Below are 20117 nucleotides of genomic sequence, written 5' to 3'. Positions count from 1 at the left end.
GCAGATTTTCGGTAGCATAACTTATTTTTATTGAGTAAGCCCACCTTATGAACCATCCTGCCGCACAACTTGCCAACCAAGACCCTTGCGATAGCCCAGTTTCGCCATCAAATGCCCAGCCATGTGAACAACAATCACTTAAACAACAGTCACGGGAACAACAGCTGCACACTTGGTTGACCCAAGTTTTTCAAAATCAATCATTGCAGCATGAAAAAATACCTGGTGATGCCAGCTTTCGCAGCTATCATCGCTTAACCGTCGACAATCAACACTATATCGTGATGGATGCGCCGCCAGAAAAAGAATCGGTGAAAGAATTTATCGCCGTGGGCAACTTAATGGCAGGTTATGTGCATGTGCCAAAAATGATTGCCACGGATGAACAGCAAGGTTTTATCGTCCTTGAGGATTTGGGAAACACGGATTTTGCCGATGTCATTGCCAAGGATTTAACGGATGCAGGCGAGCTGGCAAAAACTGCGCGCTATTATCAGCAGGCCATGCAGGAAATTTTGGCGATTCAAAAGATTAATATCAATGACGCCAACGCCGTTATCCCAAGTTACGATGATGCCTTGCTGCGCCGAGAAATGGGCTTGTTTAGCGACTGGTTTTTACCCTATATCGGCGTGACGATGACCCCAGACTTAGAGACGCTGTGGCAAGATTTGCAGTCTGATATTATCCAGCAAGTCATCGCGCAGCCTCAAGTGGTGGTGCACCGTGATTTTCACAGCCGTAATTTGATGGTATTAAGTCACAGCGATGAGTTGGGCGTGATTGATTTTCAAGATGCTGTCATCGGTGCCTATACCTATGATTTGGCGTCTTTACTGCGAGATGCCTATATCAATTATGATGAAACATGGGTCAACACGCATCTGGCTTATTATCACCAATTGGCGCAAATTGACAAAAGCTTGGCAGAGTTTACCGTGGATTTTAATATCATGAGTATGCAGCGCCATCTTAAGGTATTGGGAATTTTTGTACGTTTGTTCGAGCGAGATGGCAAAGACCGTTATTTGACAAATTTGCCTAAAGTTTTCAATGATTTATTAACTTGTCTAAAAGCTATCACCCAAAGGGGTGAGCGTCCTACTTTTGATAAATTTGCTGATTGGATGACCGCCGTTGTTGAACCTGCTTTTCATCAAAAAATCCAAGGATAAAACCCCATGTCAACTACCATCACCCAAGCCATGATTTTATCCGCGGGTAAAGGCACTCGGCTGCGCCCTTTAACCTTGACCACGCCAAAACCACTTGTCGAAGTCGGCGGGCAACCGCTTATCGTATGGCATATCAAAGCGCTCAAACAAGCAGGTATCACCGATATCACCATCAATGTGTCATGGCTTGCTGATAAACTGCTAAATGCAATTGGGGATGGTAGTCAATTCGGTGTCACCATTCATTGGTCGATTGAACCAGAAGAACCGCTTGAGACAGCAGGCGGTATCAAGCTGGCTTTGGCTAGCGGCAAATTAAAAGACCAGCCATTTATTTTGGTCAATGGGGATGTATGGACGCCTTTTGATTTTGCTCAACTAAGCCAGCTTAAGCTAAACGATTCGCAGGCTTATTTGCTACTCACCGACCAAGCGACGCACAACCCAACTGGCGATTTTGCCTTAGAAAATGGCAAGGTCAAGGTAGAAGGTAAGCCAAAATATACCTTTGCAGGGATTAGTGTTATGTCACCAAGATTATTGGATACGGTCAAGGCAGGGGAGACTGCGCCGCTTGCGCCACTACTCAAACAAGCCATGCAAGCCGGTTTGATAATGGGGGATTTGCTGAGCGAGGCGTGGGTCGATGTAGGGACGCTTGAGCGTTTAGAAAATTTGAACCAAAAATTGTCGGCTAACAAGTGATTTGGTAGAAAATTGCATCTTTTGCCATTTTGCTTTTATTTGAAAGCCGAGCAAACTAAGCGGTTAAAGCTAAAAAAATGACCCAAAACTGTGATAAAATTTGTCACAGTTTTATTTTTAGCATGTTACATACGACAAAATTTAATTCTGTAATTAATTCTGCAATATAGGAAAGCCAATGACAACCCCAATTTCTGAACGTCGTCTTGCCAACGCCATCCGTACCCTAGCTTTTGAAGCGGTGCAAAAAGCCAATTCTGGACATCCAGGCGCGCCGATGGGCATGGCAGATATCGCTGAAGTGTTATGGCGTAAGTTTTTAAAGCACAATCCAACCGACCCACATTGGCTAAATCGCGACCGTTTTGTGCTATCAAATGGTCATGGCTCAATGCTGCAGTACGCTTTGCTGCACTTGACAGGGTATGACGTTAGCATTGAGGATATCAAAAATTTTCGCCAATTGCACTCTAAAACCCCCGGTCACCCTGAATATGGCTATACCGCAGGTGTGGAAACTACCACAGGTCCGTTGGGTCAAGGGATTGCCAACGCTGTAGGTTTTGCGATTGCAGAAAAAACCCTAGCCGCGCAATTTAACCGAGACGGTCACCAAATCATCGACCACCAAACCTATTGCTTTTTAGGTGATGGTTGTTTGATGGAAGGTATTAGCCATGAAGTTTGCTCATTAGCCGGTACGCTGCAACTGGGAAAATTGGTTGTCTACTATGATGACAATGGTATTTCGATTGATGGTGACGTTGAAGGCTGGTTTTCAGATGACACCCAAAAACGTTTCGAAGCCTATGGCTGGCAAGTGCAAAAAGTTGACGGTCACGATACCGATGCCATCACCCAAGCGACCCAAAATGCGATAGCTGAAAAAAATAAACCCTCACTCATCATCTGTAAAACCGTGATTGGCGCAGGTTCACCCAACAAGCAAGGCTTGGAGGCCTCACATGGCGCACCCCTTGGCGCGGATGAAATCTTGCTTACCCGTCAAGCACTCAAGTGGGATCATGAAGCGTTTGAACTTCCAGACGATATTTATGAAGGGTGGGACTGTACAGTTAAAGGTCAAGCGTTACAGCAATCATGGGAGAGTGAATTTGATGCTTATAAAGACGCTTACCCAGAGCTTGCCAGTGAATTACTTCGCCGTGTGAATGGTGACTTGCCAGCAAATTTTGAGACACAAGCTCAAGAATTTATCAAGGCTTGTCAAGATAACCCAGAAAACATTGCAACGCGTAAAGCCAGCCAAAATTCAATCAATGCCTTACAGCCATTATTACCAGAGCTGCTTGGCGGTTCTGCTGATTTGGCAGGGTCAAATCTGACTTGGTTTAAAAATGCCAAGGCGCTCGAAGATGATGCGGCAGGTAACTATATTCACTACGGTGTGCGTGAATTTGGTATGACGGCGATTGCCAATGGTATAGCCTTATATGGCGGGTTTATTCCGTATGTGGCAACGTTCTTGATGTTTATGGAATATGCGCGCAATGCGGTGCGTATGTCAGCCTTAATGAAACAACGTGTTATTAACGTCTATACTCACGACTCAATCGGTCTGGGTGAAGATGGACCTACTCACCAACCTGTAGAGCAGTTGTCAAGTCTGCGTGCCACCCCAAACCTGCATACTTGGCGCCCGTGTGATACGGTCGAGTCAGCCGTGGCATGGGTAGAAGCCTTGAAGGCAAAATCAACCCCATCCGCGCTGATTTTTAGCCGTCAAAACCTACCGCACCAAGCGCGAGATATCGAGCAAGTAGCCAATATTGCCAAAGGTGGCTATGTACTAGCCAAAGAACAAGGCGAGCTACGTGCCGTCATCATCGCCACAGGTTCAGAGATTGAGCTTGCAATGAATGCTTATACTGAGTTGACTGCCGAAGGTTTGGGCGTGCGTGTTGTATCAATGCCGTGTGCTGAAGTGTTTGCCAAACAAGAAATCAACTACCGTGACAGCGTGTTACCACCCCAAGTGCGTGCGCGTGTGGCGGTTGAAGCCAGCCATATCGATTATTGGTACAAGTTTGTAGGGCTTGATGGTAAAGTCGTGGGTATGACCACCTTTGGTGAGTCTGCCCCTGCTAAAGACTTGTTCCCATACTTTAACATCACCACTGATGCGGTCATTCAAGCCGTGAAAGCGGTTGTTTAAGCAATATCATGGATAGTATATATGCTAAAAGAACAACTTGGGTGGATTTTCCACCCATTTTGGTGTTATATGCTTTAAATACATTGAAAAACCTCGATGAAGACCTGTATATACAAGCTAAATCGGGTAATGAATTATCCGCTATTAAACTCTTAACTCAATTGATGACACAAAAGGATATAGCAAGTATCAAGCATTGCTTACAAGGAAAATCTCCTATTATCGCTCCTGTATTAGCGATAGAATTTTTGGGAAATAATAGACTTCCAATGGTATTTGGTCAAATTCTTGCCAATGAGTTAAATCTGCCCATCACCTTTGACATCGTACAAGCTGTAAAAGCGAACCATACTAAGGCTAGTGCTTATGAGCGAATCGTCAGACAAGCTATTTTTACTGGCGAAGTTGAACGTGGTCGAGAATACTTAATCGTTGATGATACAGTGGCGATGGGTGGTACATTAGCAGGACTTAAAGGCTATATAGAAACAATGGGCGGTAAGGTAATTCAAGCAGTTGTATTAACTGGCTATCAATTACCTTTTTTTGATATTGTTCCAACCCAAAAAATGATACAATTAATTCAGCTTAAACATCCTGATTTAGCTCAATGGTGGCAAAATGAATTTCACTTTCCTCTCGAATACCTCACAAGCGGTGAACTCGGGCATTTCAAAAAACCAAAATCACTTGACGAAATCAGAAATAGACTCATTGAAGCAGGACTTCAAAAGAGCCTCTATTAATAGTCAAAAAATTTTAAAGATGACTAAAGTGGTAATAAGATAATCGAGGTTTCATCAATAAGACAAATTTCAGCAAGTACCTGATTATCTCTAATCCGCCAATCGCCGAGCACTAACCGTTGTTTATCGCCAATTTGATGAAGAGCAGGGCGGTGAGTATGCCCATGAATCAGTATATCGGCTTTTTGCAAGGCTTGTCTGACGGCTTGTTCATTGACATCCATGATTTGCAGGGATTTTTTGGCATTATCAGTTTTGCTTTTTTGGCGTAAATCTTGCGCGATTTGTTGGCGTTTTTTGATGGGTAGCGCGAGCAAAATTTTTTTAGTGATAGGATGTTGGATGATTTTGCGAAAGCGTTGGTAACCTTTATCATCGGTGCACAGCGCATCGCCATGTTCTAGGCGAACTTTTTTGCCATTTAATGTCAAATAAAACGGCTCAAAAATCAATTGCCCGCCAAACTTGTCGCAAAATTGTTGCCCAAGCAGAAAATCCCGATTACCATGCATGATAAAAATCTGGCAGTTTTTATCGGATAATGTTTTGAGCTTTGCTATAATCGGTTGAAGCGCATCTGCTAAGGTATCTGTATCGGCAACATCATCTCCTAACCAAGCTTCAAACCAATCACCGAGAATAAAAAACTGTTTTAGGTTGGGCAATAAAGCCAGTTTATCTAAAAAATCTAAAAAAGCCTGCCCTAAAGGATTAGTGGCAGGCTCATTCATGCTCAAATGTAAGTCACTGATAATAACCTGCGTAATGGCGGAGGGATTATCGGTGACCAAATCTGCAAAACTTTGCATACAAAAAAATTATTTCTCAATTACTTTTGCATGGGTAATCACCACAGGCGTGGTTGGCACATCAGCGTGGAAACCGTATTTACCAGTTGGTACACCTTTGATTTTATTGACAATGTCCATGCCTTCAGTCACTTTACCAAATACCGCATAACCCCAGCCTTGTGGGTTTTTGCCAGAAAAGTTTAGGAAGCTATTGTCTTTTACATTGATAAAAAATTGCGCAGTCGCTGAATGTGGGTCAGAAGTACGTGCCATTGCAATCGTGCCGACTTCATTTTTTAAGCCATTATCTGCTTCATTTTGGATTGGGGCATTGGTAGATTTTTCTGTCATGTTGGCGTCCATACCGCCACCTTGAATCATAAAACCGTCAATGACGCGGTGAAAAATCGTGCCATCATAATGACCTGATTTGACGTATTCTAAGAAGTTTGCCACGGTATTGGGGGCTTTTTCTTGATTGAGTTCGATAACGATGTTACCCATGGTGGTTTCTAATTCTACGTATGGCATATCCATTGTGTGCTCCTAATGGTTTTTATGGTTAAAAAAACGTATCTTGCAATTGTTGTGGCTATCCTAGCGATTTTCAATCAAAAAGTCAGTATTTAGTTTGCAAAGTTGGCAAAATTAAATGTTTCAATTAAATTCATTTAAGTTTTTTCAATGTCAAAAAACTGCTAGAATGGCAGATTAGTTCACCATTTTTGTAATAGGTAAGGGGCAACCAAATGACGGCGACGACCGACAAAAATACAAAAACCGACGATACAGCAGCCAATAGTGAAAAAAATGACTTTATCCGTGCGATCGTACGCGATGACCTTGCTTCGCAAAAATACAGCCAGATTGTGACCCGTTTTCCACCCGAGCCCAATGGCTACTTACATTTAGGTCATGTCAAATCTATTTGTCTCAACTTTGGGCTGGCTAAGGAGTTTGCAGGGCTGTGTAACCTACGGTTTGACGATACCAATCCTGATGCTGAAGATCAGGAGTTTGTCGATAATATCAAAGATGATGTCAAATGGCTCGGGTTTGATTGGGCAGGCGAGGCGCGCTATGCGTCTAGTTATTTTGGTCAGTTATATGATTGGGCGGTGAAATTAATCAAACAAGGCGATGCCTATGTTGATTTGCAAAGTCCTGAGGATATTCGTGAAAACCGCGGCAATTTTGGTCAAGCAGGTAAAAACTCACCTTACCGTGATGCCAGTGTTGAAGAGAATTTGCAACGCTTTGACGATATGAAACTTGGCAAATATGGCAACGGTCAAGCGGTGCTTCGTGCCAAAATCGACATGGCAAGCCCCAATATGAATATGCGCGATCCGATTTTGTATCGTGTCATGCACCAAGCGCATCACCAAACAGGCGATGATTGGTGCATTTATCCCATGTACGATTATGCCCACCCGTTGTCAGATGCAATCGAAGGTATTACGCATTCGATTTGTACCTTAGAATTTGAAGACCACCGTCCGTTTTATGATTGGGTGGTAGATAAAGTGGGCTTTGACAAAGAACCACACCAATATGAATTTGCACGCCTAAACGTAAACCATATTTTGACCAGTAAGCGCAAACTTAAAAAACTGGTCGAAGATGACTTGGTGAGCGGCTGGGACGATCCGCGTATGCCGACAATTGCCGGCATGCGCCGCCGTGGTTATACCCCTGAAGGCTTGCGGGATTTTTGTGACCGTGTAGGCGTGAGCAAGTCAGACGGTGTGGTGGATTTTGGCTTACTCGAGTTTAGTATTCGTAACTCATTAGAGCATGTGAATCGTGCAATGGCAGTGCTAAACCCGCTAAAAGTGACGATTACCAATTTTGATGAAGCGGTTGCCAATGTTGAAACACTCAAAAAAGACAGTGTAAAAACTAAACTCGACAATGGGGTTTTATGGTTGACCCAGCCTAAAAATAGCCATGATGATAGCCAAGGTATGCGTGACATTCCCTTTACCAAAGAAATTTATATTGATAAAGGGGATTTTGAAATCACGCCGCCTGAAGGCTATAAACGCTTGTCACCGCAAAACCCAGAAATCCGCTTACGCAATAGTTATGTGTTAAAGATTGAAGAACACATCACCGATGACAAAGGTGAAGTAGTGGGGTTAACAGCGACTATTGACCCAAAAACGTTGGGCAACAATCCAGAAGGTCGTAAGGTTAAAGGTGTGATACATTGGGTGTCGGCAAGCTTGGGCAAACCTGCCAAAGTCCGTCTGTATGAGCAGCTGTTTAACCAAGAAGACCCCGCCAAAATTGACATCAATAATTTAGCCGCAGAGATTAATCCCAATTCACTACGTGAAGTAGATGCCATTGTCGAGCCTTCTTTATCACAAGTCAATGCAGGCGAGCGTTTTCAATTTGAACGCGAAGGGTTTTTTGTGGCAGATAGTAAAGATTATTCACCAGAGCATTTGGTGTTTAACCGTATTGTGACCTTAAAAGACAGTTTCAAACCATAAATCATCGTTAAATTATAAATTAGCTGGCATAGTAATATGTCAGCTTTTTTTGTAAAAGGATATCTTAACCTATTGTTACTTATGGTTTTATTATTGTATTAGCTAAACGCTTTTTTTACTTTTTTACATGCGTAACATTTGTACTGTGCTAAACTACTCAGCGTAAATTTAAGTCAGTCTTGCGTAATCAATCCGTTATTCTTGTTAGATTTTGTAACTTTTAACAGCTTGATTTTAATGGCTATTAGGCTTAAGGTATCGTTGTTCATCTGTTTTTCGTAAATATATTGGTAGTTTTGGTAACTGTATGCTTTATCCAACAGCAAGTTAACCATGATTTGATTGAGAGTGTTGAAATGAAAACATTGTTAAAGAAAACGTTGTTAGGTGCTGTCATTGCACTGGTTGGCGTACAAAGTAATGCTGAATTAAATATGCAGACAGGTAGCCAAGCTAAAGTTAGTTGGGGTGGGCAGGGTAGTTTAGACAAAGCCCGTGCCATCATGTATAACAGCACGCCACAGACGACAAATTTTAATAGTGGTAATTACAATAACTATAATAATGCATACAGTGAGGATGATAGCTACAATCCAGCGTGGTCTCAAGATAGCACACGGGCTTCGGGTAGCTATTTTGCCAACTCCAAAGGTGCTTTGGTAGTGGATGCGTTAACGGGCAATACCATTTATGAAAAAAATGCTGATATCGCCCGTCCGATTGCGTCAATTAGTAAATTGATGACGGCTGTGGTGGTAGCGGAATCAGGCGCTAACATGAGCGAAACATTGACGATTAGTTCATTAGATTTTAAAACCCCAAAGCAATCGGGTAGTGACCGTCTAAAAGTTGGCGATCAGCTTAATCGTGCTGAAATGCTACTGATGATGATGATGAAATCAGAAAATCCCGCGGCTAAAGCATTAGCACGTACTGACCCTATGGGCTATGACAATTTCATCAGCCGTATGAACCAAAAAGCGCGTGAATTGGGGATGACGCAAACCCATTTTTATGACCCATCAGGTCTAGACTCTCGTAATGTGGCATCACCGCGTGATTTGGCAATTCTTGCCCGTTATGCACAAAAGATGAACTTAGTCACCCAGTTTAGTACTACGCCTAGCCGTCAGTTCGGTGTATATAATATCAATTCGGGGTTTCGAACCGTAGCCGCTCGCAGTACCAATTACATGGTGCGTGATGGGTTATATAATATTGGTTTGTCAAAAACAGGGTATATTCGTGAAGCAGGCAACTGTGTTTTATTTGAAACCAATGTCGGTAATCGTCCAGCCATTGTCGTATTACTCGGTGCAAGTGATTCAAAAACCCGTTGGAACGATGCAGAAAACATAATTGCTAACTTAAGCATGCGCCGATTCACCTAATCAATTCGCAATTAATTGACTGATTTTTTGAAAAAAAAGCAAGGATAACTTTCCTTGCTTTTTTATGGGTGAAAGACTACCAAAATCAGCTATTTGGTATGTTTTGTAAGCTATTTAGCGTGTTTCATACAGGTGGTCGCAAAGGGTACTGCTTCTAGACGCTCAGGTTCGATTTCTTCACCACTCACAGCGCAAATACCGTAAGTACCATTTTCGATACGAAGTAAGGCATTATTCACCAATTCAAGGTTTTGCTTGGCTTCGACTAGCAAGTTTTTACGTACATCGTTTTGCTCATTAATCACCGCTTGGTCATCCCAATCTTGGGTCATATCCGTATCAGGATTTTGCATATCATGTTGGATTTTATACACGCGAGTTTGGTATTCTTGTTTTAGGTCAAGTAATCGTTGTTTTGCTTTGTCAAGGTCAACCATACGGCCTCCAATTTTATAATAAAATATTGAACGCAGTGCTGCGTTCATGTTGTTGTTTTTATAAGCTTATCATCAACACCCTTCTTAATAAAGTAGTAATATAGTAGTAATACCGTGTTATCGCCGTGCCCAGCATTAGTTGATAGCATCAATAATTTTAAAAATACTCAAAATATGCTAATCTACGCTTATTTTTTTATTCAATTTTTGTTGTCATGTGACGACGTTTTATCAACCCCTACGGGTCACCATCCTGTTGTTAACTTAGAGGTTAATCCATGCAATTTGCTCGTTTAAACGATATTGATGTTTCTGGCAAAACAGTTTTGATTCGCGAAGATTTAAATGTACCGTTAAAAGATGGCAAAATTGCCAATGATGCCCGCTTAAAAGCAAGCTTGCCTACTATTCAGTTGGCTTTAGATAAAGGCGCAGCGGTTATCGTGTGTTCGCATCTAGGTCGCCCAGACCCCTCAAACCCTGAAGCCAAATATTCATTGCAGCCAGTCGCAGATTATTTGGGCGATGCCCTTGGCAAACCTGTCAAATTGGTGACCGATTATGCCCAAAATAATGTGACAGTAGCCCCAGGTGAAGTTGTGCTACTGGAAAACGTACGTTTTAATGCGGGTGAAAAGAAAAACGATGCCGCTTTATCTGAACGCTACGCCGCTTTATGTGATGTATTTGTGATGGATGCTTTCGGTACTGCTCACCGTGCTGAAGCGTCAACGGAAGGCGTTATCGCCAAAGCAAAAATTGCTTGTGCAGGCCCATTATTGGCGGCAGAACTTGATGCATTAGCCAAAGCTTTAGACAATCCAGCCAAGCCCATGCTTGCGATTGTTGGTGGCTCGAAAGTTTCTACCAAATTGGATGTGCTTAAATCATTGGCAAAAATCTGTGACCAAATCATTGTAGGCGGTGGTATTGCCAATACATTCTTGGCAGCCAAAGGTGCCAATGTCGGTGCATCCCTATATGAAGCGGACATGGTGGAAACGGCCAAAAGTATTATGCAAGAAACCCATGTATTACTACCTGACGAAGTGGTCGTCGCCAAAAAATCACAGATTGATTTTGATGATTTTTTGGGCTCGCTAGAATCTGCCGATGCCGTAACCAAATTGGTCAATACCATTGCTGATGATGAAATGATTCTAGACATTAGTGCAAGCAGTGCGGCGAAACTTGCCGATGCGATTAAAAATGCCAAAACTATCTTATGGAATGGTCCTGTAGGCGTATTTGAAGTTGATAAATTTGGGGAAGGTACCAAAATCGTCAGTGAAGCAGTCGCAGCAAGTGAAGGCTTTAGCATTGCAGGCGGTGGTGATACGCTCGCTGCGATTGATAAATACAAGGTCGCCGATAAAGTAAGCTACACATCAACAGGGGGTGGGGCGTTCTTAGAATTTGTGGAAGGTAAAACCCTACCTGCCGTGCACGCACTGAGCCAACGTGCCTAAATGCTAACAATCATTATCATTAATTCAGCGATTTAAATTTATCATCGCTGAATTAATGTAATGTTAAGTTAATATTTGTATGGTAAACATTGTAATTAATTGCACCAAAAATATATTGTCGATAAGATATTATATAAGTATGTATACCCATATGTTTGGCGTTTAAGGAATTAATATGTTAAAACGTAATTTAGTATTGGCAACTTTATTAGCCACTTTATCAATCACGGCATGTAGTAAAAAAACGGAAGAAGCTGCAGCTAACGGTCAACCTGAAGCCGCAGCAAGCGCAGCGGGTCAAGACATTAAAGACGCGACTGCAAGTGCCGCCAGTGCAACAGCAAATGCAGGTGACGCAGTTGCCAGTGCTGCTACCACGGGTGCCGCGGTTGCCCAAGGCGCAGCAATCAACGCGACTGAAGCTGTTGCCAATGGCGCCGCGCAAGCCACCGAAAACGTAGCCTCTGCTGTAGCGACTGGTGCAGCCAATGTAGCCCAAGGTGCAGAAGCGGTTAAAAACGATGCAGCAAATAGCAATACTGATATTCAAACAACCGTGCCAGAAAAACAAAAATACTAAATTTAGCATTCAGCCTAAAAAAGCCCCAAAATCATTTTGGGGCTTTTTATTTTATTGAGTTAACTATTTTTTCATAATATCAATCATTTCAAAGTTATTTTTTTGAATTTAAATTGTAGTGCACTTCTGTTATACTCAAGCCTTGTCCAACATGGCAAAACCCAATTTTTCTAAAATTTTCAATTGATTATTAACTTTACTAAGAGAAAGTAATATGGCTTTGATTTCTTTGCGTCAGCTTTTAGACCATGCAGCAGAAAACAACTATGGTGTTCCTGCATTTAACGTCAATAACTTAGAGCAAATGCGTGCCATTATGATGGCAGCCGATGAAACCAACTCACCTGTGATTGTGCAAGCATCGGCAGGCGCACGCAAATACGCAGGTGCCCCATTTTTACGCCATCTTATTTTGTCTGCCATTGAAGAGTGGCCACATATTCCAGTGGTTATGCACCAAGACCATGGTACCAGTCCAGAGGTTTGCCAGCGTTCAATCCAATTGGGTTTTTCATCGGTGATGATGGATGGCTCGTTAAAGAGTGATGGTAAAACCCCTGCAGACTATGATTATAATGTGGCAGTGACGCGTGAAGTGGTAAAACTCTCTCATGCTTGTGGTGTATCAGTAGAAGGTGAAATTGGCGTTTTGGGTAGCCTTGAAACAGGTATGGCTGGCGAAGAAGATGGCGTAGGGGCAGAAGGTAAACTTGACCATTCACAGCTGTTAACCAGTGCTGATGAAGCTGAGCAATTTGTTAACGATACCCATGTCGACGCACTAGCGATTGCAGTCGGCACTAGCCACGGGGCGTATAAATTTACCCGACCACCTACCGATGATATCTTATCGATTGCACGTATCAAAGAAATTCATGCGCGTATTCCTAATACTCACCTTGTGATGCACGGCTCTTCAAGTGTGCCACAAGAATGGCTTAAAGTGATTAATGAAAATGGCGGCAATATCGGTGAGACTTATGGTGTGCCAGTTGAGCAAATTGTAGAAGCCATCAAACATGGTGTACGTAAAGTTAATATCGACACCGATTTACGTCTGGCATCAACCGGTGCGATTCGCAAATTCCTCGCTGAAAACCCAGCAGAGTTTGACCCACGCAAATATTTTGCCAAGACTATCGATGCGATGAAAGCAGTTTGTATCGATCGCTATACCGCATTTGGTACGGCGGGTAATGCGGATAAAATTCGCCCAATTAGCCTAGAAAAAATGGTTAGTTTCTATAACTAAATACTAGAACTAAAGTTTTAGCAAATGACTAAAAAGCATGACATTCAAGTGGGTTGACTGAGGTTGCCCACTTTTTTATTGGATTAAATTATTTGTAGTGAGTCATCAATGATAGGATTAATTCAAGGGCAAGTGCATCATCTAATGGCACCTACGGTAGTGGTGATGACCACAGCGGGCGTTGGCTATGAAATTGAGATGCCGCTCAATGCATTTTGCCAAGTACAATTAAATCAGTCCGTCACCTTGTGGACGCATTTTTTGGTACGCGAGGATGCTCAGTTGTTATTTGGGTTTTTAAGCCATAGCGATCGGGAAGTGTTTAGGCTGTTGCTTAAAGTCAATGGGGTCGGGGCAAAGATGGCCTTGGCGATGATGTCAACCGTAACGGTGCAAGAGTTGCACCAGTTTGTGATGAACAATGATGAGCTGGCATTGACGCGTATTCCAGGGGTTGGCAAAAAAACCGCACAGCGATTGATTGTTGAATTAAAAGACAAAATCAAACACTTAGGTGATACGTCAGGTTTTGCCCCTTCATTGCCATTAGAGACCGATAGTGGCAATGAAGGCATTATTATTGCTGAAGTCGAAGCGGGGTTGATTGCATTAGGTTATCGCGATAAAGAAGCCCAAGCTGCGATAAAACTGGCAAAATCTGCCATTGATTCACCGTTAACCATCCAAAATCTGCTTAAAGCGTCTCTTAAGAATTTGGCGATGAATTAAAATTGCATAAAAAAAAGAGGCGCAAATGACCCTCTTTTTTTCACCATTAACTTTATTCTTTTTCGGTTTTTGACGCATCTGGCTGAGATAATAAGTTTTTTTCTAGATAATGAATGTTTTGCGCTTGTTTACAAAATGCCTTGTCTTGCAAAATCACATCGCGATGCAATGGCATATTGGTTTTGATGCCTGTAATAATCAGCTCATCAAGGGCATGGCGAAGCTTGGCAATCGCTTGCTCGCGGGTTTGCCCATGACAGATTAATTTGCCAATCAATGAGTCATAAAAGGTAGGAATGGCATAGTTGGGATAAAGGTGCGAGTCAAAACGTACACCGCTACCATTTGGCATAAAAAAGTGGGTCACCGTACCGGGTGAGGGCATGAAAGTCACAGGGTCTTCGGCATTGATACGGCACTCGATGGCATGACCGCGAATTTCTATTTCGTTTTGACGATACGATAACCCATAGCCAGATGCGATTTTGAGTTGTTCAACCACCACATCAATGCCGGTAATCATCTCGGTGACAGGATGTTCAACCTGTACGCGGGTATTCATCTCAATAAAGAAAAATTGCTCATCTTCATATAAAAATTCAAACGTCCCTGCACCGCGATAGTTAATTTGCTCACAAGCACGGACGCAAGCTTGCAAAATGGGTTCTTTGATATCCTCAGGAATCTCTGGGGCAGGGGCTTCTTCAAGCACTTTTTGGTGACGACGTTGTAGCGAGCAATCGCGATCAAATAAATGAATGGCATTGCCTTCGCCGTCACCTAAAACTTGCACTTCGACGTGGCGTGGATTTTTTAAAAAGCGCTCCATATAGACGCTATCATCCCCAAACCACAATTCGGCTTCTTGTTTGGCGGCTTGCACTTGAGACAATAACTGCTCAAGACGTTCAACCACGCGCATACCACGACCACCACCACCAGCTGCCGCTTTGATTAACAGGGGAAAACCAATGGCTTTAGCTTGTTCTTCAGCGTTAGCCAGAGTGACGCTACCCACTGAGCCAGGGACGGTAGGCACACCGGCTTTTTTCATGGCGTTGATAGCGGATATTTTGTTACCCATTAAGCGAATGTGCTCAGGCGCAGGACCTACAAAGGTTAGCCCTGCCTCTTCCACGCGTTCGGCAAATTCGGCATTTTCAGATAAAAATCCATAACCTGGGTGAATGGCATCAGCGCCAGAGATTTCTGCGGCTGTTAAGATAGTATCGATATTGAGATAGCTTTGACTGGCATTGGGCTTGCCAATACAGATGGATTCATCAACGAATCGAAGGTGCATTAAGTTGTCATCTGCAGTTGAGTAGACGCCCACCGTTTGGATGCCAAGCTGCTTACAAGCGCGAACAATGCGAAGCGCAATTTCACCACGATTGGCGATCAGTAATTTTTTTATCATTGCTATCCCTAATTTTTATCGATAATCAAACTTCAAATATACAAAAAAGTTAAAAATTAAGACTCGTAACGGACAATCGGTTGACCAAATTGCACCACATCGCCGTTTTGTACCAAGATTTCTGCAATGATACCGCTCTGGGTGGCTTCAAGCGGGTTCATGATTTTCATGGCTTCAATAATGCCTAAACTATCGCCTGCTTGTACTTGTTGACCGACCTTGATAAATGGAGCGTCATTAGGACTCGGTGCAACATAATACACCCCAACCATCGGTGATGTTTCTACCATGCCAGATTTTACAGGGGCAGCATTAGCGGTTGTCGTGGTGGTTGTAGTTGCTGTGACGGGTTGAACATTCGCTTGGGGTAAATGGCGGGAAATAGAGACCTTTTTATCGCCATCTTGTACGGTTAATTCTGCTAACGTTCGCTCTTCCATTAAGTCAATAAGTTGTTTGATTTTACTTATATCCATATCCTAACTACCTTAAAATTATACGCTTTATAGACTACTAATTCATAGATTGCCGTATTGTAACAAGATTTTTCTAAAATAAATAGATATAGCAGGGTATATTTGTGTACGTTTGTACACTTAAAATTTGCTGCCATGTTGCTATTGATTTTAGGCTAAATTGTATTGCTACTGATATTTTTGAACCAGATAATTAAACGCTGCAGTATAGCCAAAAGCGCCCATACCACAGATGACGGCTTCAGCTTTGTCACTAAAATAAGAATGCTGTCGAAATGGCTCACGGGTGTGAATATTGGAAAGATGAACTTCTATAAAAGGTTTATTTACGGCGAGTAGGGCATCGCGAATTGCTACCGATGTGTGAGTAAAGGCAGCGGGATTGATGATAATCGCGTCAATCAGCTCGTGAGGATTTGTGGTCAATAAACCGTGATGATGGATTTTATCAATGAGGGCAGATTCTTGATTTGTTTGAAAACAGGTGAGTTTGACTTGATGCTTGCTGGCTAATTGTCTTATATCATCTTCAATATGTTGTAGGGTTTGAAATCCGTAGATTTCTGGTTCTCGCTTGCCAAGCAAATTAAGATTGGGACCATTTAATACTAACACATGAGTTAGTTGGGTCTTTGTTGCTATTGCTGTTGTTGTCGTCATGATGCTTCCTTTATCGTGGGTGATTTAAAATTTCCTCAAGTTTTTGCAGCCTTAACTTGTCAATGGCTTCACCGATCTGTTTGCCGGTCAGCTCACTTGCCACATCTTTGGCAGAAATTTGAGTTAATTGTGTTTTGATGGTGGTTAATAGCGCGGTTTGTTTGACCTGTTGATAAAGATGAATGACTTTCAAGGCTTGCTCTAAAAGTGAGGTATCTTTAAGGCTACCACTCAATCTTAACAGCTCAAACAATGGGTCTGCAGTTAAGTGATCGAAATTATTTAATTCATCAAAATGCTCAAGAATAAATAACCCCAATCGCTCAGCATTTTTTGGTACCTTTAAACCTTGGCAAAATTCTATATACTCAGTGGTTCGGCTGTTATGTTGCTGATCAGACTTAAAGCAAGTTGCAACCAAAGCAAACTTCATGACGTTGTCCGCTTGTTGCTCTCCCGCAATTCGCAGGCTAGATAACATCAATTGCCATTGCTTAGGATTATCATTCGATGCTTGATACAATTTTGGCATAATGACATCGAGGACATTGAGCTGATAAAGCGTGTCAAAATAAATATCCGACCAAGCCTGTGTTAACGCTTTTGACGTCTCTGACCATACTCGCTCAGCGACAAGATGACTCAGCTCACCTGTGGCTTTCATTTGGCTGGTAAGTTTCGTGGTTGACTCATCGACCGTAAATCCGAGCGGGGCATAACGACTGGCAAAACGGGCAAGGCGCAATACACGTACCGGATCTTCTGTAAAAGCGGCTGACACATGGCGTAATTTTTTTTGCTTAATATCTGCTAAGCCACCATACGGGTCGATGATATCGCGCGCATCAAATTTGCCCTGTTTAAAACCACTGTCAAACAACCCATTGACTTGTATGGCCATGGCATTGATGGTGAGATCGCGCCTGATTAAATCCTCTTCTAAGGTGACAGCTGCGTCAGCGTGTACGTTAAAACCAAGATAGCCGTTACCGCTTTTGCGTTCCGTGCGAGCCAGTGCATATTCGTCATGGGTCCTTGGATGTAAAAAAACCGGAAAATCGGCACCTACCTGCGAAAATCCCAGTTCTAGCATCTGCTCAGGCGTTGCGCCGACCACCACATAATCGTGTTCAGTGACCTCGCGCGCTAATACATAATCGCGTACCGCACCACCGACCAAATAAACTTGCATGACCACCCCGATGTTTTAACTAAATTAAACCCATAAAAAAAACCAGTTTAGAGCACTAAACTGGTTTTATCAATCAACACAAAATTATTTTGCCAATTCTTGCGCTTGCGTTACCGCTACAGCTGTCATATTGACGATACGACGTGCTGTCGCAGAAGATGTCAAGATATGCACAGGTCGTTGCGCTCCCAGTAACAACGGACCCACAGTCACACTATTGGTCGCCGTTTTTAATAAGTTAAATGCGATGTTAGCCGCATCTAAGTCTGGCATGATGAGTAGGTTGGCTGAACCCGTCAACTTGCTAAATGGGAATGAGGCATGGCGGATACGGTCATCAAGCGCGGTATCACCATGCATTTCGCCGTCAAACTCAAAATCAACATTCATATCGGTCAGTAAATCATAGACTTGACGCATTTTTTTGGCGCTTTCAAAGTCAGATGAACCAAAGTTTGAATGTGATAACAATGCCACACGCGGTTCAAGACCAAAACGGCGGACTTCTTGCGCTGCTAATACCGTCATTTCCGCTAGTTGTTCAGCAGTTGGGTCTTCATGCACATAAGTGTCAGCAATGAACAAGTTACGACCTTGAATCAATAAGGCATTTAACGCATAAAAATCTTTAGCATCTGCTTGTTTTTTGATGACGTTTTGCACGTAGTTTAGGTGCAAGTGGTATGAACCAAACGTACCACAAATCATACCGTCAGCATCGCCACGTTCAACCATTAGCGCGCCAATCAAAGAAGTTTTACGGCGAACATCACGACGTGCCAACTCAACCGTCACACCATTGCGTTTGTTCATCTCATAATAAAACTGCCAGTAGTCTTTGTAACGTGGGTCGCTTTCGATGTTGACTAGTTCATAATTTTCACCTGCCACCATACGTAAGCCCAACCGTTGGATTTGGTTGGCAATAATGGTGGGACGACCGACCAAGATAGGTTTTGCCAAGCCTTCATCCACCACCACTTGCACTGCCCGCAATACGTTTTCATCCTCACCTTCACAGTAAACGATACGTTTTGGTTCTTGTTTGGCACGGGTAAAAATAGGTTTCATCAAGAACGCAGAGTTATAAACAAACTCTGAGAGTTTATCGCGATAAGCACGCATGTTTTCGATGGGTAGCGTGGCAACGCCAGAATCCATCGCCGCTTTGGCAACCGCTGGTGCAATCTCCAAAATCAAATTTGGTTCTAGCGGTCCCGGAATTAAGTATTCACGACCAAAACGTTGGGTTTCATCCACCGTTTTTTGACCTTTTTGTGGGGTGGCTTCCACATGTGCCATGGCAGCAATGGCTCGCACGCAGGCAATTTTCATTTCTTCGTTGACGGTCGTGGCACCGACGTCAAGCGCCCCACGGAAGATATAAGGGAAACACAGTGCGTTGTTTACTTGGTTTGGATAGTCAGAGCGACCTGTGGCGATAATCGCATCGGGACGCACCGCTTTGGCATCTTCAGGTAGGATTTCTGGGTTTGGATTGGCTAGGGCAAAGATAATGGGATCTTGCGCCATGCGTTTTACCATATCTTGGGTCAGCATGCCAGCGGCAGATAGGCCTAGGAACATGTCCGCGCCTTCAATCACATCCGATAGGGTTTTGGCTTCAGTATCGCGGGCATAACGCTGTTTTGACTCATCGAGGTTTGCTCGGTTGCTGGTGATGATGCCTTTTGAATCAGCGACAAAGATGTGTTCTTTTTTTGCGCCCAACGCACAAATCAAATCCAAACAAGAAATCGCTGCGGCACCTGCACCAGATACCACAATTTTGATGTCTTCGATTTTTTTGCCGGTAATTTCTAGCGCGTTTAATAACGCGGCAGACGCAATAATCGCGGTACCATGTTGGTCATCATGGAACACAGGGATGTTCATGCGTTTACGCAATTCTTTTTCGATATAAAAACACTCAGGGGCTTTGATATCTTCAAGATTGATACCGCCGAAGGTAGGCTCTAAAGAGGCAATTGCTTCGATGAATTTATCCGGATCGTTTTGTGCCACTTCAATGTCAAACACATCAATGCCGGCAAATTTTTTGAACAGCACGCCTTTACCTTCCATCACGGGTTTTGACGCCAAGGGACCGATATTCCCCAATCCTAAAACAGCGGTACCGTTTGTCACCACCCCGACTAAGTTGCTACGAGCGGTATAAAGCGCGGCTTTTTTGGGGTCTTTTTCAATTTCTAGACAAGGTATGGCAACGCCAGGCGAATAGGCAAGTGCCAAATCACGTTGGTTGGCAAGTGCCTTGATGGGGGTAACAGAAATTTTACCTGGGCGTGGATTGGCATGATAATGCAAGGCGGCTTGTTCAAATAATTCTTTGTCTGATAAGCCATTGTTGGTCGGCGATAATTTATCCATAATATCCTTCGTTGCGACAGTCATTT

At 43.1% G+C, this 20117-nt stretch carries 18 protein-coding genes; 10 read left to right on the top strand and 8 right to left on the bottom strand.

Features of this window, described 5'->3' with window-relative positions; translation table 11 throughout:
* Window positions 1-47: 47 nt before the first annotated feature.
* From RNZ41_RS05815 to RNZ41_RS05800, 4 genes are all read left to right on the top strand, one after another.
* Window positions 48-1175, top strand: coding sequence for an aminoglycoside phosphotransferase family protein (locus RNZ41_RS05815; RefSeq protein WP_314026797.1), 1128 nt, complete (start codon window positions 48-50; stop codon window positions 1173-1175).
* A gap of 6 nt (window positions 1176-1181) precedes the next feature.
* A complete protein-coding gene (gene murU / locus RNZ41_RS05810; RefSeq protein WP_314026796.1) occupies window positions 1182-1880 on the top strand; it encodes an N-acetylmuramate alpha-1-phosphate uridylyltransferase MurU in 699 nt (232 codons plus the stop codon).
* Between the two features lie 178 nt (window positions 1881-2058).
* The gene (gene tkt, locus RNZ41_RS05805; protein WP_314026795.1) at window positions 2059-4056 is read left to right on the top strand and encodes a transketolase; all 1998 of its coding nucleotides are present in this window, start codon (window positions 2059-2061) and stop codon (window positions 4054-4056) included.
* Window positions 4057-4064: 8 nt separating this feature from the next.
* A complete protein-coding gene (locus RNZ41_RS05800) occupies window positions 4065-4802 on the top strand; it encodes a phosphoribosyltransferase (protein ID WP_083106203.1) in 738 nt (245 codons plus the stop codon).
* A 23-nt stretch (window positions 4803-4825) separates the two neighbouring features.
* Here RNZ41_RS05800 and RNZ41_RS05795 read toward each other — a convergent pair whose 3' ends face one another.
* Window positions 4826-5611 (bottom strand): UDP-2,3-diacylglucosamine diphosphatase, encoded by a 786-nt coding sequence (locus RNZ41_RS05795; protein WP_099833938.1) that lies wholly within the window; start codon window positions 5609-5611, stop codon window positions 4826-4828.
* A 9-nt stretch (window positions 5612-5620) separates the two neighbouring features.
* Window positions 5621-6130 (bottom strand): peptidylprolyl isomerase, encoded by a 510-nt coding sequence (locus RNZ41_RS05790; protein WP_060994994.1) that lies wholly within the window; start codon window positions 6128-6130, stop codon window positions 5621-5623.
* A gap of 212 nt (window positions 6131-6342) precedes the next feature.
* Between RNZ41_RS05790 and RNZ41_RS05785 the strand changes: the two genes are divergently transcribed.
* Entirely contained in the window at window positions 6343-8094 is a 1752-nt protein-coding gene (locus tag RNZ41_RS05785) for a glutamine--tRNA ligase/YqeY domain fusion protein (RefSeq protein ID WP_314026794.1), read from the top strand.
* 356 nt (window positions 8095-8450) lie between these two features.
* Window positions 8451-9485: a D-alanyl-D-alanine carboxypeptidase family protein gene (locus tag RNZ41_RS05780; protein ID WP_060994996.1), complete on the top strand. Its 1035-nt coding sequence runs from the start codon at window positions 8451-8453 to the stop codon at window positions 9483-9485.
* 110 nt (window positions 9486-9595) lie between these two features.
* Here RNZ41_RS05780 and RNZ41_RS05775 read toward each other — a convergent pair whose 3' ends face one another.
* Window positions 9596-9922, bottom strand: coding sequence for a TraR/DksA family transcriptional regulator (locus RNZ41_RS05775; protein WP_312114493.1), 327 nt, complete (start codon window positions 9920-9922; stop codon window positions 9596-9598).
* Between the two features lie 278 nt (window positions 9923-10200).
* On the opposite strand from RNZ41_RS05775, the gene RNZ41_RS05770 reads away from it, so the two are divergent.
* From RNZ41_RS05770 to ruvA, 4 genes are all read left to right on the top strand, one after another.
* On the top strand, window positions 10201-11391 hold the full coding sequence (locus RNZ41_RS05770) for a phosphoglycerate kinase (protein WP_050324399.1): 1191 nt from the start codon (window positions 10201-10203) through the stop codon (window positions 11389-11391).
* A gap of 175 nt (window positions 11392-11566) precedes the next feature.
* A complete protein-coding gene (locus RNZ41_RS05765; protein WP_007116727.1) occupies window positions 11567-11971 on the top strand; it encodes a hypothetical protein in 405 nt (134 codons plus the stop codon).
* A 214-nt stretch (window positions 11972-12185) separates the two neighbouring features.
* Window positions 12186-13223, top strand: coding sequence for a class II fructose-bisphosphate aldolase (gene fba, locus RNZ41_RS05760; RefSeq protein WP_007116726.1), 1038 nt, complete (start codon window positions 12186-12188; stop codon window positions 13221-13223).
* Between the two features lie 108 nt (window positions 13224-13331).
* Window positions 13332-13952 carry a Holliday junction branch migration protein RuvA gene (gene ruvA, locus RNZ41_RS05755; RefSeq protein ID WP_007116725.1) on the top strand — a complete coding sequence of 207 codons (621 nt, stop codon included), beginning with the start codon at window positions 13332-13334 and terminating at the stop codon, window positions 13950-13952.
* Between the two features lie 52 nt (window positions 13953-14004).
* Here ruvA and accC read toward each other — a convergent pair whose 3' ends face one another.
* From accC to RNZ41_RS05730, 5 genes are all read right to left on the bottom strand, one after another.
* On the bottom strand, window positions 14005-15372 hold the full coding sequence (gene accC / locus RNZ41_RS05750; RefSeq protein ID WP_096488859.1) for an acetyl-CoA carboxylase biotin carboxylase subunit: 1368 nt from the start codon (window positions 15370-15372) through the stop codon (window positions 14005-14007).
* A 56-nt stretch (window positions 15373-15428) separates the two neighbouring features.
* The gene (accB, locus tag RNZ41_RS05745; protein ID WP_007116723.1) at window positions 15429-15848 is read right to left on the bottom strand and encodes an acetyl-CoA carboxylase biotin carboxyl carrier protein; all 420 of its coding nucleotides are present in this window, start codon (window positions 15846-15848) and stop codon (window positions 15429-15431) included.
* Window positions 15849-16016: 168 nt separating this feature from the next.
* Window positions 16017-16508 (bottom strand): type II 3-dehydroquinate dehydratase, encoded by a 492-nt coding sequence (gene aroQ, locus RNZ41_RS05740; RefSeq protein WP_096488860.1) that lies wholly within the window; start codon window positions 16506-16508, stop codon window positions 16017-16019.
* Between the two features lie 10 nt (window positions 16509-16518).
* Entirely contained in the window at window positions 16519-17700 is a 1182-nt protein-coding gene (locus RNZ41_RS05735; RefSeq protein ID WP_314026793.1) for a tRNA nucleotidyltransferase/poly(A) polymerase-related protein, read from the bottom strand.
* A gap of 84 nt (window positions 17701-17784) precedes the next feature.
* Window positions 17785-20115 (bottom strand): NADP-dependent malic enzyme, encoded by a 2331-nt coding sequence (locus RNZ41_RS05730; protein WP_314026792.1) that lies wholly within the window; start codon window positions 20113-20115, stop codon window positions 17785-17787.
* Window positions 20116-20117: the final 2 nt, after the last annotated feature.

The organism is Moraxella sp. DOX410, from assembly GCF_032248735.1.
GTDB lineage: Bacteria > Pseudomonadota > Gammaproteobacteria > Pseudomonadales > Moraxellaceae > Faucicola > Faucicola tetraodonis.
This window is presented reverse-complemented; position numbering and strand designations above follow the sequence as displayed.

Excerpts from the sequence above, each read along its gene's own strand:
- RNZ41_RS05815 (WP_314026797.1), top strand. The coding sequence starts at position 48 with ATGAACCATCCTGCCGCACAACTTGCCAACCAAGACCCTTGCGATAGC.
- murU (WP_314026796.1), top strand. The coding sequence starts at position 1,182 with ATGTCAACTACCATCACCCAAGCCATGATTTTATCCGCGGGTAAAGGC.
- tkt (WP_314026795.1), top strand. The coding sequence starts at position 2,059 with ATGACAACCCCAATTTCTGAACGTCGTCTTGCCAACGCCATCCGTACC.
- RNZ41_RS05800 (WP_083106203.1), top strand. The coding sequence starts at position 4,065 with ATGGATAGTATATATGCTAAAAGAACAACTTGGGTGGATTTTCCACCC.
- RNZ41_RS05795 (WP_099833938.1), bottom strand. The coding sequence starts at position 5,611 with ATGCAAAGTTTTGCAGATTTGGTCACCGATAATCCCTCCGCCATTACG.
- RNZ41_RS05790 (WP_060994994.1), bottom strand. The coding sequence starts at position 6,130 with ATGGATATGCCATACGTAGAATTAGAAACCACCATGGGTAACATCGTT.
- RNZ41_RS05785 (WP_314026794.1), top strand. The coding sequence starts at position 6,343 with ATGACGGCGACGACCGACAAAAATACAAAAACCGACGATACAGCAGCC.
- RNZ41_RS05780 (WP_060994996.1), top strand. The coding sequence starts at position 8,451 with ATGAAAACATTGTTAAAGAAAACGTTGTTAGGTGCTGTCATTGCACTG.
- RNZ41_RS05775 (WP_312114493.1), bottom strand. The coding sequence starts at position 9,922 with ATGGTTGACCTTGACAAAGCAAAACAACGATTACTTGACCTAAAACAA.
- RNZ41_RS05770 (WP_050324399.1), top strand. The coding sequence starts at position 10,201 with ATGCAATTTGCTCGTTTAAACGATATTGATGTTTCTGGCAAAACAGTT.
- RNZ41_RS05765 (WP_007116727.1), top strand. The coding sequence starts at position 11,567 with ATGTTAAAACGTAATTTAGTATTGGCAACTTTATTAGCCACTTTATCA.
- fba (WP_007116726.1), top strand. The coding sequence starts at position 12,186 with ATGGCTTTGATTTCTTTGCGTCAGCTTTTAGACCATGCAGCAGAAAAC.
- ruvA (WP_007116725.1), top strand. The coding sequence starts at position 13,332 with ATGATAGGATTAATTCAAGGGCAAGTGCATCATCTAATGGCACCTACG.
- accC (WP_096488859.1), bottom strand. The coding sequence starts at position 15,372 with ATGATAAAAAAATTACTGATCGCCAATCGTGGTGAAATTGCGCTTCGC.
- accB (WP_007116723.1), bottom strand. The coding sequence starts at position 15,848 with ATGGATATAAGTAAAATCAAACAACTTATTGACTTAATGGAAGAGCGA.
- aroQ (WP_096488860.1), bottom strand. The coding sequence starts at position 16,508 with ATGACGACAACAACAGCAATAGCAACAAAGACCCAACTAACTCATGTG.
- RNZ41_RS05735 (WP_314026793.1), bottom strand. The coding sequence starts at position 17,700 with ATGCAAGTTTATTTGGTCGGTGGTGCGGTACGCGATTATGTATTAGCG.
- RNZ41_RS05730 (WP_314026792.1), bottom strand. The coding sequence starts at position 20,115 with ATGACTGTCGCAACGAAGGATATTATGGATAAATTATCGCCGACCAAC.